Annotated in this window: 15 protein-coding genes; 8 read left to right on the top strand and 7 right to left on the bottom strand. The window is 48.3% G+C overall.

Features of this window, described 5'->3' with window-relative positions; all coding sequences use genetic code 11:
• Window positions 1–149 precede the first annotated feature (149 nt).
• Window positions 150–716, top strand: a complete 567-nt coding sequence (locus ABEA66_RS33060; RefSeq protein ID WP_079909375.1) for a GNAT family N-acetyltransferase — start codon at window positions 150–152, stop codon at window positions 714–716.
• A 71-nt stretch (window positions 717–787) separates the two neighbouring features.
• Here the strand turns inward: ABEA66_RS33060 and ABEA66_RS33055 are convergent, their stop codons facing one another.
• Window positions 788–1,027, bottom strand: coding sequence for a glycine zipper domain-containing protein (locus tag ABEA66_RS33055; protein ID WP_079909376.1), 240 nt, complete (start codon window positions 1,025–1,027; stop codon window positions 788–790).
• 207 nt (window positions 1,028–1,234) lie between these two features.
• Here ABEA66_RS33055 and ABEA66_RS33050 point away from each other — a divergent pair, with 207 nt between their 5' ends.
• The gene (locus ABEA66_RS33050) at window positions 1,235–1,375 is read left to right on the top strand and encodes a hypothetical protein (RefSeq protein WP_179135912.1); all 141 of its coding nucleotides are present in this window, start codon (window positions 1,235–1,237) and stop codon (window positions 1,373–1,375) included.
• 63 nt (window positions 1,376–1,438) lie between these two features.
• Here ABEA66_RS33050 and ABEA66_RS33045 read toward each other — a convergent pair whose 3' ends face one another.
• Window positions 1,439–1,897 carry a hypothetical protein gene (locus ABEA66_RS33045; protein ID WP_377740539.1) on the bottom strand — a complete coding sequence of 153 codons (459 nt, stop codon included), beginning with the start codon at window positions 1,895–1,897 and terminating at the stop codon, window positions 1,439–1,441.
• Window positions 1,898–2,129: 232 nt separating this feature from the next.
• Between ABEA66_RS33045 and ABEA66_RS33040 the strand changes: the two genes are divergently transcribed.
• Window positions 2,130–3,350: a hypothetical protein gene (locus tag ABEA66_RS33040; RefSeq protein ID WP_345594310.1), complete on the top strand. Its 1,221-nt coding sequence runs from the start codon at window positions 2,130–2,132 to the stop codon at window positions 3,348–3,350.
• Here ABEA66_RS33040 and ABEA66_RS33035 read toward each other — a convergent pair.
• The 3 genes from ABEA66_RS33035 to ABEA66_RS33025 form a co-directional block, all read right to left on the bottom strand.
• Window positions 3,330–4,679 (bottom strand): DHHW family protein, encoded by a 1,350-nt coding sequence (locus ABEA66_RS33035; RefSeq protein ID WP_345594309.1) that lies wholly within the window; start codon window positions 4,677–4,679, stop codon window positions 3,330–3,332. The genes ABEA66_RS33040 and ABEA66_RS33035 overlap by 21 nt on opposite strands.
• 18 nt (window positions 4,680–4,697) lie before the next feature.
• Window positions 4,698–6,110, bottom strand: coding sequence for an MBOAT family O-acyltransferase (locus ABEA66_RS33030; RefSeq protein ID WP_345594308.1), 1,413 nt, complete (start codon window positions 6,108–6,110; stop codon window positions 4,698–4,700).
• Between the two features lie 95 nt (window positions 6,111–6,205).
• On the bottom strand, window positions 6,206–6,349 hold the full coding sequence (locus ABEA66_RS33025) for a hypothetical protein (RefSeq protein ID WP_179135913.1): 144 nt from the start codon (window positions 6,347–6,349) through the stop codon (window positions 6,206–6,208).
• A gap of 269 nt (window positions 6,350–6,618) precedes the next feature.
• Between ABEA66_RS33025 and ABEA66_RS33020 the strand changes: the two genes are divergently transcribed.
• On the top strand, window positions 6,619–7,122 hold the full coding sequence (locus tag ABEA66_RS33020) for a DUF2269 family protein (RefSeq protein ID WP_345595197.1): 504 nt from the start codon (window positions 6,619–6,621) through the stop codon (window positions 7,120–7,122).
• Window positions 7,123–7,179: 57 nt separating this feature from the next.
• Here ABEA66_RS33020 and ABEA66_RS33015 read toward each other — a convergent pair whose 3' ends face one another.
• On the bottom strand, window positions 7,180–8,106 hold the full coding sequence (locus tag ABEA66_RS33015) for a response regulator (RefSeq protein ID WP_345594306.1): 927 nt from the start codon (window positions 8,104–8,106) through the stop codon (window positions 7,180–7,182).
• Window positions 8,107–8,111: 5 nt separating this feature from the next.
• Window positions 8,112–9,404, bottom strand: a complete 1,293-nt coding sequence (locus tag ABEA66_RS33010) for a sensor histidine kinase (protein ID WP_225948013.1) — start codon at window positions 9,402–9,404, stop codon at window positions 8,112–8,114.
• A 171-nt stretch (window positions 9,405–9,575) separates the two neighbouring features.
• Here ABEA66_RS33010 and ABEA66_RS33005 point away from each other — a divergent pair, with 171 nt between their 5' ends.
• The 4 genes from ABEA66_RS33005 (at window position 9,576) to ABEA66_RS32990 (ending at window position 15,734) form a co-directional block, all read left to right on the top strand.
• Window positions 9,576–10,856: a cation:dicarboxylate symporter family transporter gene (locus tag ABEA66_RS33005; protein WP_345594301.1), complete on the top strand. Its 1,281-nt coding sequence runs from the start codon at window positions 9,576–9,578 to the stop codon at window positions 10,854–10,856.
• A 341-nt stretch (window positions 10,857–11,197) separates the two neighbouring features.
• Complete coding sequence (locus ABEA66_RS33000) at window positions 11,198–11,581, top strand: YmaF family protein (protein ID WP_079909383.1); 384 nt, start codon at window positions 11,198–11,200, stop codon at window positions 11,579–11,581.
• A 150-nt stretch (window positions 11,582–11,731) separates the two neighbouring features.
• A complete protein-coding gene (locus tag ABEA66_RS32995; protein ID WP_345594298.1) occupies window positions 11,732–12,769 on the top strand; it encodes a flavin-containing monooxygenase in 1,038 nt (345 codons plus the stop codon).
• A 160-nt stretch (window positions 12,770–12,929) separates the two neighbouring features.
• Window positions 12,930–15,734 carry a DUF7507 domain-containing protein gene (locus tag ABEA66_RS32990; protein ID WP_345594296.1) on the top strand — a complete coding sequence of 935 codons (2,805 nt, stop codon included), beginning with the start codon at window positions 12,930–12,932 and terminating at the stop codon, window positions 15,732–15,734.
• Window positions 15,735–15,791 lie beyond the last annotated feature (57 nt).

Raw genomic sequence — 15,791 nt, 5'->3', positions numbered from 1 at the left:
ATCTGCGCTTATTCCTTTTTTATTGCAGGATTGGAATTGGCCGCTGATAAAAGTATAGCCAAGGCAGGGTATGTTATGTGGTGGCTTTCATGTTTTTTGGGAAGATTACATTAGAATAGAACAGGATATTGGTGAAAGCGGGGAACATCATGAAAGCATTGGACTTGGACTACCAAATAATCGATGAGTGGGATGAAGTTCTATGGTCATCTGTAGAGCCGATTTACGAGCAGGCCTTTCCAATAGGCGGGAGGAAGAGCAGGGATATCGTTCGCCGGATGTTCAGCAGAAAAATGTGTCAGCTGCATACCATCTCGCGAGGCTCCGAGTTTATTGGTATGGCATTAAGCGGCATCGATAAGCAAGCAGGCGCGTTACTGATCGACTACTTGGCGATTAGATCTGAAGTACGGGGCGAAGGGAACGGAAGATGCTTTCTGGACCGAATAAAGGAATGGGCACGAACGCATGCAGAATGCAAAGGGATTATCGTCGAAGTGGAGGCAGAACCGACAGAGGAGAACAAAAGGCGAGTCCAATTCTGGGAAGCCAATGGATTTCATCTTACCGATTATGTACATCATTATATATGGGTGCCGGAGCCCTATCGGGCTATGTACTTAAACTTCAATGAAGAAGACCGTCTGCCGGAGGATGGGGAGCAGCTCTTTCACAGCATTACCCGTTTTCATGAAAAGGCCTATCGGCGGAACTAACACATTCGTTACATATAAGAATAAAAAAGGGTGCGGGATTCCCCCGTCACCCTAATTGTCATGTCAACCGATTAGCGATGATTGTCGTTATTCTCATCAGCAGCAGCATTATTGCCGCCGACGTTCTCGCCAGCTTGGTTACCCAGCGCTGCGCCTACAACACCGCCTACAACCGTTCCTACCGGTCCCAGTGCCGAACCGACAATCGCACCTACAGCGCCTCCGCCTACCGTTCCTACAGCTTCACCCACGTCGTTACTGCTTATTGCATCAGCTTCTTCATTGTGATTGCGTTCTTTATCCTTTGCCATGCTATCATGCACCTCACTTTTGTCATTATGGGAAAACAACGAATTTGACATTTCCCAAACTTTATCATGCCCTAAACGCTTTATTCAGATTCCTCCAGCGAAAAGGGGGAAGGGAAAAGTTACGTGCATGAAGGCGCCGGGACTATCCCATTCTAATGAGGGGTGCACAGGGAATCCTGACCGACACGATGATGGAGGTGAATGGTTATGCCTAAAGGCAAAAAGAAAAACGAAGGGAATAAGTACAATTCCAACCCGAATTATGCAGATCAAGTGATTGACAATTATGAGGGACATCCAGCGCAAAATAATCCTCGAGAGAGCGATGATACGTTCCGTCATAAATAATCAAGCTACAGGACAAAGCAGCCAACGCAATTGGCTGCTTTGTCTGTCCCTAAAGGGTAAAAACTAGCAGGGAGTACCCGTATAGTCCGCCGTCACAAATACCCCAACAGGGGGGAGGCTGGTGCTGGCCGGTGCGCCTTGCTCCTGTTGAGTCAAACAGGTGTTGGTGGTCGCAATCCAGGTGCCTCGTTCCCCCGCTTGAATGGAAGGCGGCATCATGAGAAGAGAGCCGTTCAGGACATAATGCCGGGTGCGAATGGCTGGGTCGTCATAATTACTCAGAGTTCCAATGAAACGGGCATACGGAGAAGAGAAGCTGATCTGTCCGCTGCCGGAATTCCAGAAGCCTTCAATAGGAATCGGAGTTCCCCGAAAATTAACCGTGCCTGTGAATCTCCCGTTGGTTTCGATGGAGTATATGTTGAGTTCTCCCCAGACAACAGGTCTTCCTCCGGCAAAAGCATTGATTCCCCAACGTGAGGGTGTTGGGATAGTAACCTGCCTTGTTTGCAACGCTGTCACTCCCTTTGAATCACAAATAATATCGTGCAGTACAGCAAAGATGACTGTAAAGTCTCTGCCGCTGGCTACATTTATGATATGGGGCTCATGCCTATATGGGAACTATTACGAGGCAAATATTTGCGAAGTCTCCTTAACCATGTTTATGCGCTCACCTGATCTGCCCAAATAAGGAAACTATCGCCTTTCCGCTGCGTCTAAATGATTGTAACGGAAGGGAGGGCCAATAAGAATGAAATTTATCCATCGCATATTTTTTCTTTTATCTTTAGTCTGGTTCACTTGTTCGATTCCCTTGCATTTATTTGCGGCAGGGGAAGAAGAGCTAAAGCCGAATATGCTGACCTTAACGGAGTCCACAGCTCTATACGAGGAGCCGAATCTTTCATCCCCCACGGGAGTGGAGCTTACGCCGCAAACGGTAAAACTGGCAGGCTCTAATAGAAGCAAGCAGCCCATGTGGGACGATACCGCTTGGTATCAAATTGAGACTTGGTTAGGAAATAAGTGGATCTATGTCTCTAAGGCCATTCCGTTCCGGGCATATACCGCCAAGGAGCCGCCTGCTTTGCTCATGAAGGAGACGGAGCTGTACGATGCCCCGTTCTTGGATAGAGGCACTGGAATTAAAATTGCTCCACAATATGTAGACCGCAATGCCTTTGTACAAAACTACTTTCGCATCTCGACATGGTTGGGAGAGAAGTGGATTCCTATCGATGAACTGGTCATTGTTCCACAGCCCATGGAACCCAAGCCTTTGAAGCTCATGCCGGGCAGTCCCGTCTATGACAAGGCTGACTACAGCTCGAAGCCGGCCAGGATCATGGAAACGCCGGTCATGGTCGTCGCATTTGAGAAATACCAGCGCTGGTATCATATCCATACCGAGAATGGGGATGCATGGTACAGTCCCTTTATCGGACCTTCAGACAAAGTGGCGCTGGCCGATAAGGAGCTGAATGTACCTGAGGGGACACCCATCAGGGAATATGCATTCGATACCTATCCGCTCCGCTCGTTATGCCAGCTTTCAGCCCAAACCATTCGGGCCTATGAGAAACGCGGAGACTGGTACCATGTTCAGGCTTGCGGCTTGGATGGATGGGTGTTGGTTCCGGATCCTGCTTTTCGGATCACGGATGAAACACAGCGGATTTCCTTAGATATTCAATCGATACGCTGGGATGGGGAAAGGACGATTTTGCAAGGCAGACTGAAACTGAGCGAGAGCCTGAACAGCCTGGATCATCCTGTATCCTTCGAGCTTCTTTATTTGGATGCCAATGCGAACGAACTTGGGCGAATGATAGGAAATATCGATTCGATGGATTCAGGAGATATCAATGAGCTGACGCTGAAATCGGAGGGCAATCTGTCAAGCTATTCGAATATGGTTCTCCGCTTTGTAGATTCCGTTTATCCAGATTTATCAACTCATCCCGCGAACTAGCTGCATGAAGTCAGGATTGCTTAGCACATCGGAATTATTAATAAACAATAGTTCCTGAATTTGATGCTCCTCCATGAATGGTACCAATGACTTTGTAAATTGCCGCGGGTCTATAACGTAAATTTCATTGTAATGAGGAAGAAGAAATGGAATCAAGGCGTTGCCATAGGAATCCTTAATAACAGCCAACCGCTTCCCGTTGTTTATCTCCGTTGTAATTCGGCCCCATGGCCGGTCACCGCTCAGAAAGATTCTGTATTTGTTTTTTTTCTGGGCATGACTCATGTCGAGCAGATCCATCTTGAGCGGTCCAGCGTAATGAACCGTATATTCATGCTTCACATATGGTTTATATACAACGATCATATCCGGATGCTTCTCCAGCTTGCTGTTTCGGGTAGCTGAATATAAGGATCCCAGAAAACCGGCGACTTCCGCCTTCTCGTATTTCTCCAGAGGAATCGGAGATTCGCCCTTTGCTTTCATAAACGCCGCATATCCATAATAGGCACCGGTTGCTGTCCAATGATGATCCGTTCGAAAAAAGATGGCATCTTCCGCATGATTCTGCAGCATGGATAATGCATCGACCGGGGTAATGTCCGGGTTCAGCTGCTGATAGACCTCATGAATAGCCTCCTGCTGAGAGGCGGATAATTTCCTCAGCTGTTCGCTTTGCATAAATTCTGCCCCTGTAGGAGCAATGAGAACCGACACGGGAATTTTGGCGTTGAAATGGGCATCCATAGCTGCTTTCACATGATTGATCGTTTCTGCATACAGCTTTCCGGCCGAGGAAATATAGCTGAATAAATTCACGGCACGATGCTCCACGATCAAGACTTTTCCGATAACATGACCCGGCTTCTGCGCTTTGGATTCCATGTCGGGCTTCGGTTGCGGGGAAGGAACCGGAGTCGGGGCAGCATCAGGTATACGGACTGTAACCTCAGGCCCTTGAGAGGGGGGCTGATTCATCGTCGCTGCAGGCTCTTCATCGGCATGTACAGCCGCTTGTCCCGTATTATCTGCATTCGAAGCGACAATCACGGCATCCTGAGAAAGGGTCAAGCCTTCCCATGCTTCCACGAGCTTGCTTAGTCCGACCAGCGCATCCCGATAAGGAACATGATCGGCTACATAATTCTCTATGTCATGCAAATATTGGCCAGACCATAAGGCATGAGTCGACCATTGCGGAAGCGGCGCGAGATTGCGGTTTTCCGTCTCCGAGAACACCCTGTTTCCGCCTAAAGACCACATTAAGCCCGTACCCAGATAGATAAACAGGAGAAAGAAGCCAATTTGTAAATATTGTCCTAGCTTCATAGCTGTGCCTCCACTGAATCAAAATCGGAAATAGAAGAAAGGCGTATAGGTTTTTCCTACTAGCAGCAGCACCGAGACGGCCAGAATCACAAGCGAAGTAATCGGCACCAAAAGCTGATTATAGACGGCATGCGCCATACGCGGCTTCATGCGATGCGACATGGCTTGATGCAGCCTGGCCGGGACCGGTGTCGATATTATGAGGCCAAGCACGAGCAGGATAATATGGTTCTGCAAATGAATGAAGAAGGCTTCATCAACCGCCGGTACATGCCCAAGACCGAACATCGTTCGTAAATATCTCGCTCCGTCCCGCAACGACTCAAAGTAAAAAAACACCCATCCCACAAGCACCACCACCGTGAAGTATAAATGAGAAATGAAGCGGGGCAAACGGGAAAGCAGCTGCTGAAGGAAGCTTTTCTCCAAAGTGATCATGGCTCCGAAAAATAACCCCCATACTACGTAATTCCAGCTGGCGCCGTGCCATAGACCCGTCAAGAACCAGACGATGAACATGTTCATCAAGGCGCGCTTCCGGTTACCGCCTAAGGGAATATAGACATAGTCCCGGAAAAAACGGCCTACCGAGATATTCCACCGGCGCCAGAACTCAGCTGCTCCCGTCGAGATATACGGATAGTCGAAATTTTCCTTAAAGGAGAAGCCGAACATTTTACCAAGGCCGATGGCCATATCCGAGTACCCGGAGAAGTCGAAATAAATTTGAAGGGCAAAAGCGAGGATGCCGAGCCAAGCTCCTGCCACAGTTAATTGGTCGCTCGGACTATCCAGGAAAAACGGAGTCAGCCCTGCCAGGGAATTGGCGAAAATCACCTTTTTCCCGAGCCCTGTTATGAAACGAACGACACCTTGGCTGAACCCGTCCAGGGTAATCCTGCGTTCCTTAAGCTGAGTTTGCACATCGGCATACCGGATGATGGGACCAGCCACCAATTGCGGGAATAGCGCTATATATAAGAGCAGTGAGGAATAGGAGGTCAATGCCGGGGCTTCACGCCTATAGACGTCCACCAAATAGGAAATGACATGGAAAGTAAAAAAGGAAATTCCGATGGGAAGGGCCGGTGGTGTGTAGGCTAACGAAACGGATGTTACGGATTGGAAGGCTTCAAGAAGAAAACCTAGATATTTGTAATAAACGAGAAAGAGGACCTGGAACGCAATAGAAAGAAAGAGCAGCGTCTTGCCTGTCTTTGTCTGGCCTGCCCGTTCGATGCAGCGTCCGCTGATCCAGCCGATCAGCACATTGAACAACAAGATAAAGACCCCAGTCAGCTCTCCCCAGGCATAGAAGAAGAGGGAGAAGAAGAGGAGCACCGTATTTTTCCATTCTTTTTTCGCGATAAAATAGAGAAGCAGGACTAGTGGAAGGAACCCGTAAAGAAATACAAAGCTGGAAAATACCATGAGGACGATCACCTATCCCTGTAAGTTCATGTAAAGGTCTGAATAGTATGTCCCCCTGCCGTCCCATTCGGAGGGGGATTTTTATTCAAATGAGCTTATTCTTTCTCGGAGACGGGTCCCGGAGGCGGGGCTGGATTGATCTGTACAGGCTCTTTTGTCTTTCTGGTTTCATGTAATCGGGTAGCTCCCGCTTGATGGGTGAGCAGGTCGTCCATTTCAGGATTCGATCTTTTATCCACGTCGGATTCCTCTATTCTCTAAGTTGTTATGGCTGCAGATGGCATGACTGCCGGACAATCTTGCTTCGCTCTTCAGGGTTTATGCTGCTGCGTATTCCGGAAAGGATAAGGGAAAGATCCCTTCGGTTCATATCTTAACCATTAGGTGCAATATTATGCTATGCGGGCAGTTCATACTTTTTTAATCATTCGTTTAGAGACCGTTAATAAGTTATGGTTAAGATGAGGAAAGAACAGTGGTAGGGGAAAGGAGGTGAACACAGGTGGGCATGATCAAATTGAAGCCAACCCCGCGAAAGTGGCTGCTTACGATTCATATTCTGTTTTCGGCCATCCTGTTCGGAGGCGCGGTCATCTTCCTCGTCTTAAGCATCATCCTGGCAAATACAAACGATGCAGGCGTGTTTACGGCATGCTATACCGTCATGCATCTGCTGTCAAAGACGTCAGTCCGCGCTTCGACAATCGGGACATTGGCAAGCGGAGTTATATTGTCCGTGCTGACACCGTGGGGGCTGTTTCGATATAACTGGCTCATTGCCAAGCAGATCCTGACCGCGGTCTGTATTTTGTTAGGACCAATCGGCATGTACTTCTGGACCCTGAAGGCTGTAACGATAATAACGGCGGAAGGAGTTCAGGCTTTATCGAATCCTGAATTTGCGGTGAACCGTATTCAATTGTGGATCGGGATTGCCATTCAGCTCCTGGCTCTTCTCGCGTTATTCGCACTTTCGGTCTTCAAGCCGGGAAAGCGTCGATCAAAAAGCTAGAACAGGCAGGGAAGAGGGCTTTGGGGACGTAAATGCCCCCATGAGCTGCGCTTAGTATCATACATGAATGAGCCGCTTGGCCTCCATATAGAGTACCTGCACAAACTTTTTCGTGTTAATTTTCGTTTGCGAAAAAGACGGCTCGACGTCGTTTTGGAGCTCCATCATCTTCTTGCGGATTTCAGTGAAATCAAAGTATTTCGACGCGATGTTCTCGAACTTCGGATTGGAATAATCGGTCAGTCCCAGCGATGCGATATGATTGAGCGTTTGAAACAAGGCCCGGCGCACGCGTTGCTCCGAAGCTTTGACCTCTTTGGCTATATCCGAATCGGATGCCGCGCTTCCCAGCTTGCGTACTGCGATTCCGCGGAATATGTCCTTGAGAGCGGGAAAGGTGTGGGGAGCTTCCGCCGAGGTATCGTGTTCGTACAAATATTCCAGCATATCCAGCAGATCCTTGCTTCCTGCTTCGCCAATCATACCAAGCTCAGACAGAAGAGTTCGTCCGGAGGACGTGATGGTATGGCGGGTACTCGATGATTCCGGCCGTTCAGGGGGACCTCCCAGGTTTAGAACTTGCAGAGATTTTTGAATATCCTGAATGGATTTTTGCAGACGCAGCCGTTCCTCTACCTTGCGGATCACGGCAAGCACCTCCAGCCGGTTAATCGGCTTGGCAATATAGTATTCGATGCCTAGCGAATAGGCTTCGCCAATCATGTCCTTGCTCTCGATCTGGGAGATCATTATGATTTTGCCGCTGAACAGCGGAGCGATTTCCCGAACGGTTTGAATGCCGTCGCGAAGGGGCATAAGCAGGTCAATCAGCAAGATATCGACTCTTTTCAGCTCGAGCAGCTCCGCAGTAACAAGAGAGCCGTCCTCGGCTTCTCCTACAACCTCCCCCAAAGCTTCGTCCTCTATAAGATCGGCCAGCATGGACCGAATGCCTTGATCGTCATCGACAATAAAAAAACGCATGATGTTTATCCCCTCTTGATAACTTGTTGTACAGGCAAAGTGATGGTGAACATGGTCTCACCCTCGCGGGAATCCTCTCTAAGCTCGATCTTTCCTCCCAACGACTCCGCCACCTCCTGAATATAGAACAATCCCATACCTGTTGATGGGGTACCCGATAGATCATATTTGGTCGTATAACCCGGTGTGAATATGCGTTCCCTGCGTTTGACGGGGATGCCGGGACCATTATCGATCACGTGGATTTGTATGTATTCGCCCTTAAGAAATGCCCTGATCAGAATAAAGCCTTCTTTATCCATCGCCTCAACGCTGTTTGCGACCAGATTGTTTACCAGAGTGAGGAGCGTAAACACATGGAGCTCAGGCAGCGCTTCATCCACATCAAGGCTAAACCGGATGGATTTGCCGAGCGCTTCCGCATACTTCTCATTAGTGCTGACAATAAGACGTCCGATCTCTCCGGCTCCCATATAATCCGCCGAGCTTTGCTCGTGAATAAGCTTGGATAGACCCGCATAAATGCGCTGGTTGTCTTTTTTGATCTCATGGACCTGACCGGATATCCGCAGGGCACGCTCGGCAAGAAGCCTGATAAGACCGGGTTCGGCAGCTTGTTCGGCTCGAAGCAGGCTGCGATACAGGTCGTAGCTGTCTCTGGTAATATTCTCGGCGTACTTGAGGGTTTTTTTAAGCTGGACCGATTCCTCATACAAATTCGAAATAAGCACCAGAGTATGTTCGTTTTGCCGCCGCTGCTGCTCTTCATTTAAGACCGCTTGGCGCAGCTGGATGATATTGTACAAGCCGAGCACGAAGAAGCTTCGAACGACAGCGATCAGCACGATTTTGCCATAAGCCTCCCAATGGATGAAATCCTCAATAATCGTCGGCCGGAATGCAAGCTCTGCGAAGGTTGCCCCTGTCTCCGTGATGATATCCAAAGCGCCGACCCGCAGAGGCTGATACGGCTGTTTATTCAAATTGAGAAGCTGGAATAGGCAAGCGTAGGTCGTGTAATAGAAAAAAACAGGATAATGCAGCTGAAACAGCTCATCGATGGATAACCCATTCGGGTGCAGGAAGCCGTCCCAAAGAAGCCGGAACAAGACGACATTGAAGCCGACGATCAGTCCCGACAAGAATGGAGGGAGGGTTCGAATCCATAATAAGAAAAAGAAAAATACCGGCGTCCCCAGACTTATTCTAAACGTATCGTGGAATGGAAAAAACTTGATCTCTCCGGCAAGCGGTACTGCAATCATCATGAATAGCAACGCGGTAATAAGCTCTTTCAAGGATAGCACTTCCTATCATTCAATAACCAGACTAGATTATTGTACAGAAGTTTGCCCTATTTTTCGAATCTTAATATTTTTTTTACAGGGCTGCGTAGATTTTTGTCGATTCGCGTAGATGCCCTTTTACAATAAAGAAAACGTTTACTATCTTAAAGGAGGCATAGGATCATGAAGAAAATAGGGTTGGCAGCACAAATTTTTATAGGTCTGGCCTTAGGGATCATTGTAGGTGCTTTGTTTTACGGGAATCCTACTATAGCAACCTATTTTCAACCGGTAGGCGACATTTTCATCCGTTTGATCAAAATGATCGTCGTACCGATTATCATATCTACTTTGATCGTCGGTGTAGCCGGTGTCGGGGATATGAAGAAGCTGGGTAAAATTGGCGGCAAATCGATTCTTTATTTTGAGATTGTAACTACCATCGCTATTGTGGTCGGTTTGCTTGCAGCAAATATATTCAAGCCGGGCGCCGGGGTGGACATGACCCATCTGGCCAAATCGGATATTCACAAATATGTAGAAACCACCGATAAAGTAGGGCATAATTTCATTGATACTATCGTTAACATTGTTCCTACTAACATTATTCAATCACTTGCTGCTGGGGACATGCTGGCTATTATCTTCTTCTCGGTAATGTTCGGATTAGGTATTGCGGCTATCGGCGAGAAGGGGAAGCCCGTCATTCATTTCTTCGAAGGCGTCGCAGACGCTATGTTCTGGGTAACCAATAAAATTATGAATTTTGCACCATTAGGCGTCTTTGCCTTAATCGGAGTAACCGTTTCCAAATTCGGCGTTGCATCTCTTATTCCGCTCGGTAAGCTGGTATTGTCCGTCTACGGGGCTATGTTCTTCTTTATCTTTGTCGTATTCGGCATTATTGCCAAGCTGTGCGGCACCAGCATCTTCACGATGATTCGTATTCTAAAAAGCGAACTGCTTCTGGCTTATTCTACCGCCAGCTCGGAGAGCGTTCTTCCTAAAATTATGGAGAAAATGGAGAAGTTCGGCTGTCCAAAGGCGATTACATCGTTCGTTATTCCGACTGGATATTCGTTCAATCTTGACGGTTCCACGTTGTATCAGGCTCTTGCTGCGATATTCATAGCGCAAATGTACGGCATCGATATGCCGATCAGCACGCAGATTACTTTGCTGTTAGTGCTTATGATTTCCTCAAAAGGGATTGCGGGTGTACCAGGTGTCAGCTTCGTTGTCCTGCTAGCGACTCTGGGATCTGTCAATATTCCTATTGAGGGACTTGCGTTCATCGCGGGGATTGACCGGATTCTTGATATGGCACGCACCGTCGTGAACGTACTGGGAAATTCCTTGGCAGCGGTGGTTATGTCCAAATGGGAAGGACAGTATGACTCGGACAAAGGCAAGCAGTATGTAACCTCGATCCGTCAGGAGCAGGTTCAACAAGAAGTGGCTTAACAGACTCCTGGTAGCAAACCTTGGAATTACATCTCGAGTTCCATCATAAATGCACTCTTGAATTCAATCGTGGAGAAGCCAGCCGGCGTCACCGATGAATGCCAGGAGTGCATTTTTTATTGGACACATACATACCTGTCTTCGAAAATCGCGCCGCGTATCTCATGCCTCCTTTCCATAAACGCTTGATGGGCCGCACCAATACCTGTTACGTAGGTTAGGGGAGATGTTACGGGAATCCCGATATGGCATGATAAAAGTACAACGACTGGGCTCCCGCCCATGCCTTTCTTCTTAGGCTTTCATACAGTATACAGACAAAAAATGAAGGGAAGAAAAGCATGGATATTCCTATAACGGGCTTTGTCGTTCATTCGAATGATGAGGGAAATGAGCATTCACATAAATTATTTATCACCTCGTGGGATAATCGTCCAGTACATGTGCATCCATTTTCTGGTGTCACCTCGTTTGACGTAGGCCATAACCATCATTATGCAGGTATGACGGAAGCCGCCCCAAGCGGTGTCCCGCATGTCCACAATTATTACGCGGAAACCTCCTTTGATGCGGGTCACACTCACATTATCAGGGGAACAACCGGACCTGCCATACCTATACCTGGCGGCGGTGGGCATTACCACGAATTCAGAGGCTACACGACCGTTAGCGGAAGCACGCCGCACTCGCATAGGTATAGCGGCAACACGGGAAGAGAGGTATGACCTCCTTGCATGAGCCTTAGATAGCCCCCCACATTTGTGGGGATATTTTTGTTTCACTGGAACAAATAGAAATAGCTTGAAAAAATAGAACACATATCTTACACTATATATGAATAAGTGATCATATAAACAAATACGGATGTGAACAGCATGAATCAAAAACAGTTTGACGTCATTGTTATTGGAGCAGGACAAGCCGGATTGGCCATGGGTTACTACTTGTCCCAAAAGCGGTTATCTTACTTACTGATTGATTCCAAGGATAGAATCGGTGAAGTATGGAGATCGCGGTATGATTCCCTTGTCTTATTTACCCCAAGGTCCCATAGCTCCTTGCCCGGTTATCGGATGGAAGGGGATCCCGATGGATTTCCGACAAAGGATGAGGTCGCGGATTATTTGGAGCGTTATGCCCATAAATTTTCAATCCCCCTTCAATTACAGACAAAGGTAACTCATTTGAGAAAAAAGGGAGATGCTTTCGAATTAATCACCACGAAGGGTGCTTATCTTGCTAACAAGGTTATTATAGCGACGGGGCCGTTTCAAAAACCGTTTCTTCCTGAAGGAGCAGAGAATATAAGCAGCAGCGTGGTGCAATTACACTCTTCGGAATACAGAAATCAGAATCAACTGAAAGAAGGGGCTGTCCTTATTGTTGGAGGCGGAAATTCGGGAGCGCAGATAGCCTATGAGTGCAGTCTTTCCAGGGAGGTTACGCTATCGGTCTCGAAACCATTGAAGTTTTTGCCTGTTCGTCTATGGAATAAAAGCATATTTTGGTGGTTCGATAAGCTTGGGTTAAGCAAGGCCACAACGGATTCACTCTTGGGAAGAATACTTAGACAAAATGAACCGGTGATTGGGAAGGAATTAAGATCCCGAATCGCTGTCGGTAAAGTAACCTTGAAGCCGCGGGCAGCTTCCTTTTCTCAGGATGAAGTTTTGTTCGAAGACGACTCGAAATTATCAGTGAATAATATTATATGGGCCACCGGCTTCAGGCCTGATTATAGCTGGATAGAGATTCGGGGTGTTGTAAGCACTGGCGGATTCCCTGTACATAAACGCGGGGTAAGCGAGGTTCCCGGTTTATTCTTTCTCGGGTTACCGTGGCAGTACCGGAGAGGATCGGCTCTGATTGGAGGCGTAGCCCAGGATGCACAATATGTATCCGAGCAGTTGTGAAAAGAGGCAAGGGACCGCGTTAGCCGGCAATGGACATAAATCGGGTTTTCCCAACACATAAAGGAGATTCCTCTCATATATTTGGAAGTAGGGTCTATATAACCGAAATAGGGATTTCTATAAAGACGGGGAAAATCGGTTCATTGAGGAGGAAACTAACGTGCCGTTTATACTTCGCTACAGTGACAATGATACTGGAGCGATTACATTCACTGGGAATACGCTCGGGCTCAGCCGCTCCAATGAAACCGGCGTGCCGGGTACACGGGATTTTATCGGGGCATTTGTTGCCATCGATACATCCATGCAATTCGGAAGTTATCCTCCGGGAACGACTTCGGATTTCAATCTTAACAGCGCCAGCGCTATATTGGAGCTTCCCGCCGGCAGCAGGGTCAAATATGCGGAGCTGGTATGGGCAGGAACCTATGCGGTTACCGGCGGAACTAATAATTATTTTGCCTTCATAGATAAGGACGTTTCCTTAACGACTCCACAAGGCAGAACATTCAGCATCTCTCCGGACCCCGTCACCGCTCAGACCTCGCATCGCAATGCGACGGACAATTATTTCAGATCGGCGAATGTCACAGCTATCATTCAGGCAGGAGGGGCCGGAGTCTATACAGTCGGTGGTGTTGTTGGAAATATTGATCTCGGCAATAGTACGGCAAATAACTGCGGATGGACGCTATGTGTCGTTTACGAGAATCCAGGCCTTCCTTTTCGCAACCTCAGTCTGAATGTAGGGATTGTCGAGATCGCTGCGGGCATTCCCGAATTGACTACGACCCTTACAGGGTTCGCAACACCTACGTCAGGAGCCATATCCGGAAGAATGGCGCTATGTGCCCAAGATGGCGATGCCAACAAGACAGGGGATCAGGTTTTATTCGGACCGACGGAGGCTGCGCTAACTGTGCTGGAAGGGCCAAATAATTTTCCCAACAATTTCTTTGCTTCACAGATCAATGACGACAGCGGCAACCTGGATACGACAGGTACCTTCGGCGATCGAAACCAGATCAACGGGCAGCCGGGAACGCAAATTGTGGGGGGCAGACAGTCTTGGGATATCACCAATGTAGATGTTTCCGCAACGTTGACCAACAATCAGACTTCAGCCGTATTTCAGTTAAGGACAGGAGGAGACGGATACAGCGTCATAGCGGTAGGAATCTATATTGATATCAATTCGCCAAGGATTACGGTGGAAAAAAGTGTAGATGCGGCAAGCGCCAGTCTGGGGGAAATCCTGACTTATAAGGTTGTTGTTGAAAATTCCGGCACCGTACCGGCAGATACCACTTTGATGTTTGACAGCCTTCCTAACGATACGGAATTTGTTCCCGGAAGTGTGACTATTAATTCGACCCCCATTACGGACGCAGACCCAAGGGTCGGAATCCCGCTTGGCTCAGTCCCTCCCGGTGCGGCTGTTGTAGTGACCTACCAGGTTAGGGTCGTATCACTGCCGCCGGAAGGGGATATCGTGAATGAAGCGCTGGTGACTTTCGAATATCAGAGTGTCACCGGCGGGCCGATACTTACAGGAGATATCACTTCGAATGAAGTGGTAACGCCTGTTCTGACACCAGATATTGCTTTGCAGAAAAGCGTCACGCCGACGGAAGCTCTCCCTGGGGAGACGGTTGAATACCGGCTCGAGGTCGTTAATACCGGGGAAATGGAGTTGACCAATATTCGTCTAACAGATACCATGCTGGGACTTGACCAGATACTTCCCAGCCTGCCGATTGATACGAGTATTGTTATTACGCAATCGTTCACCATACCGCCAGGTACGCCAGCAGGCTCGGTACTGCTCAATACTTCTACGGCACAAGCGGATCAGGCCGGCCCGGTCAGTGATGAGGCTGTCGTGAATGTACTTCCGGAACCTCCAGTTCCTGTACCGGCGTTCACTTTACAAAAAAGCGTTACACCAACAGAAGCGAGGCCGGGGCAAACCGTCGAGTACCGTATTGAGGTTACGAATACCGGAGAAGTGGATCTGACAAATATTCGAATTACGGATGCTATGCTTAATTTGAATGAAGTCCTTGCCAGTCTGCCTGTAGGGTCCAGTACGGTCATTACCCGAAGATTTACCATCCCTGAAGGAACACCGGGCGGCACAATCATTACGAATGTTTCTACAGCCCAAACGGATCAAACGGGGCCAGTTACCGATGATGCTCGAGTTACTGTACTTCCCGAGCCGCCGCGCCCCAATCATCAGCTTGAAATTGTCAAAACAGCAGATAGATCCGTCGTCATGGGGGGACAAACGATTGATTACCGGATTACGGTAACCAATACCGGCGATTCCGTTCTTACATCGGTTCGAGTCATTGATGATCGGTTAGGGATCCATCGCATGATTGGCACATTGCTTCCCAATCAATCTGTAACTGTGAGAGCCAAGTTCGCCGTTCCGGCTGATACAGAGGTGGGAACCGTCATAACGAATACCGCTATAGCCGTCTCTGCGGAAACCGACCCGGTAAGCGATATGGCTTCTGTTAAAGTCATCGGCCAACCGCCTCTGAGTGTGGCCAAATCCGTATTACCTATCGAAAGTCATCCGGGAAGCAGACTGACATTCTCCTTTGTCGTGACTAATAGAACCGGGACACTCACGGTTGCTAACTTGGGCCCCACTGTATTGAACCATGTAACTTTATTCGATAACCTGCCGAACGGTACCCAATTTACGGGTGGCAGCGTGATAGTTAATAATAAGCCCATTACCGGCGCTCATCCGGAGGAAGGAATTCACTTGGGGTCCTTGGCTCCCGGAGAAACGGTAAGGATTACCTTCCAAGCCCTGCAAGTGCTTGTTCCAAGCAATGAGTCTGTGGAGAATCAAGCGCATGTAACGTTTGAGCGGGAAGACACTGGGGAAACGGAACGGGTGGATTCCAATATTGTAATTTATACGGTAACTGAGGAAGAGGAATAAATAGGCATTCCGTCATGTTCAGTGACGGTAAGAGCAACAGGCTGCCGCAAGAACGAC

Source organism: Paenibacillus vulneris (assembly GCF_039543185.1).
Lineage (GTDB): Bacteria > Bacillota > Bacilli > Paenibacillales > NBRC-103111 > Paenibacillus_S > Paenibacillus_S vulneris.
The sequence above is the reverse complement of the archived record's forward strand: the minus strand, read 5'-3'. Positions and strand labels throughout refer to the sequence as shown.

Bases quoted from the DNA above. Each gene is read 5' to 3' on its own strand.
- ABEA66_RS33035 (WP_345594309.1), bottom strand. From the start codon at position 4,679: ATGAAGCTAGGACAATATTTACAAATTGGCTTCTTTCTCCTGTTTATC.
- ABEA66_RS33000 (WP_079909383.1), top strand. From the start codon at position 11,198: ATGGATATTCCTATAACGGGCTTTGTCGTTCATTCGAATGATGAGGGA.
- ABEA66_RS33060 (WP_079909375.1), top strand. From the start codon at position 150: ATGAAAGCATTGGACTTGGACTACCAAATAATCGATGAGTGGGATGAA.
- ABEA66_RS33020 (WP_345595197.1), top strand. From the start codon at position 6,619: ATGATCAAATTGAAGCCAACCCCGCGAAAGTGGCTGCTTACGATTCAT.
- ABEA66_RS33015 (WP_345594306.1), bottom strand. From the start codon at position 8,106: ATGCGTTTTTTTATTGTCGATGACGATCAAGGCATTCGGTCCATGCTG.
- ABEA66_RS33030 (WP_345594308.1), bottom strand. From the start codon at position 6,110: ATGGTATTTTCCAGCTTTGTATTTCTTTACGGGTTCCTTCCACTAGTC.
- ABEA66_RS33050 (WP_179135912.1), top strand. From the start codon at position 1,235: ATGCCTAAAGGCAAAAAGAAAAACGAAGGGAATAAGTACAATTCCAAC.
- ABEA66_RS33055 (WP_079909376.1), bottom strand. From the start codon at position 1,027: ATGGCAAAGGATAAAGAACGCAATCACAATGAAGAAGCTGATGCAATA.
- ABEA66_RS32995 (WP_345594298.1), top strand. From the start codon at position 11,732: ATGAATCAAAAACAGTTTGACGTCATTGTTATTGGAGCAGGACAAGCC.
- ABEA66_RS33005 (WP_345594301.1), top strand. From the start codon at position 9,576: ATGAAGAAAATAGGGTTGGCAGCACAAATTTTTATAGGTCTGGCCTTA.
- ABEA66_RS33040 (WP_345594310.1), top strand. From the start codon at position 2,130: ATGAAATTTATCCATCGCATATTTTTTCTTTTATCTTTAGTCTGGTTC.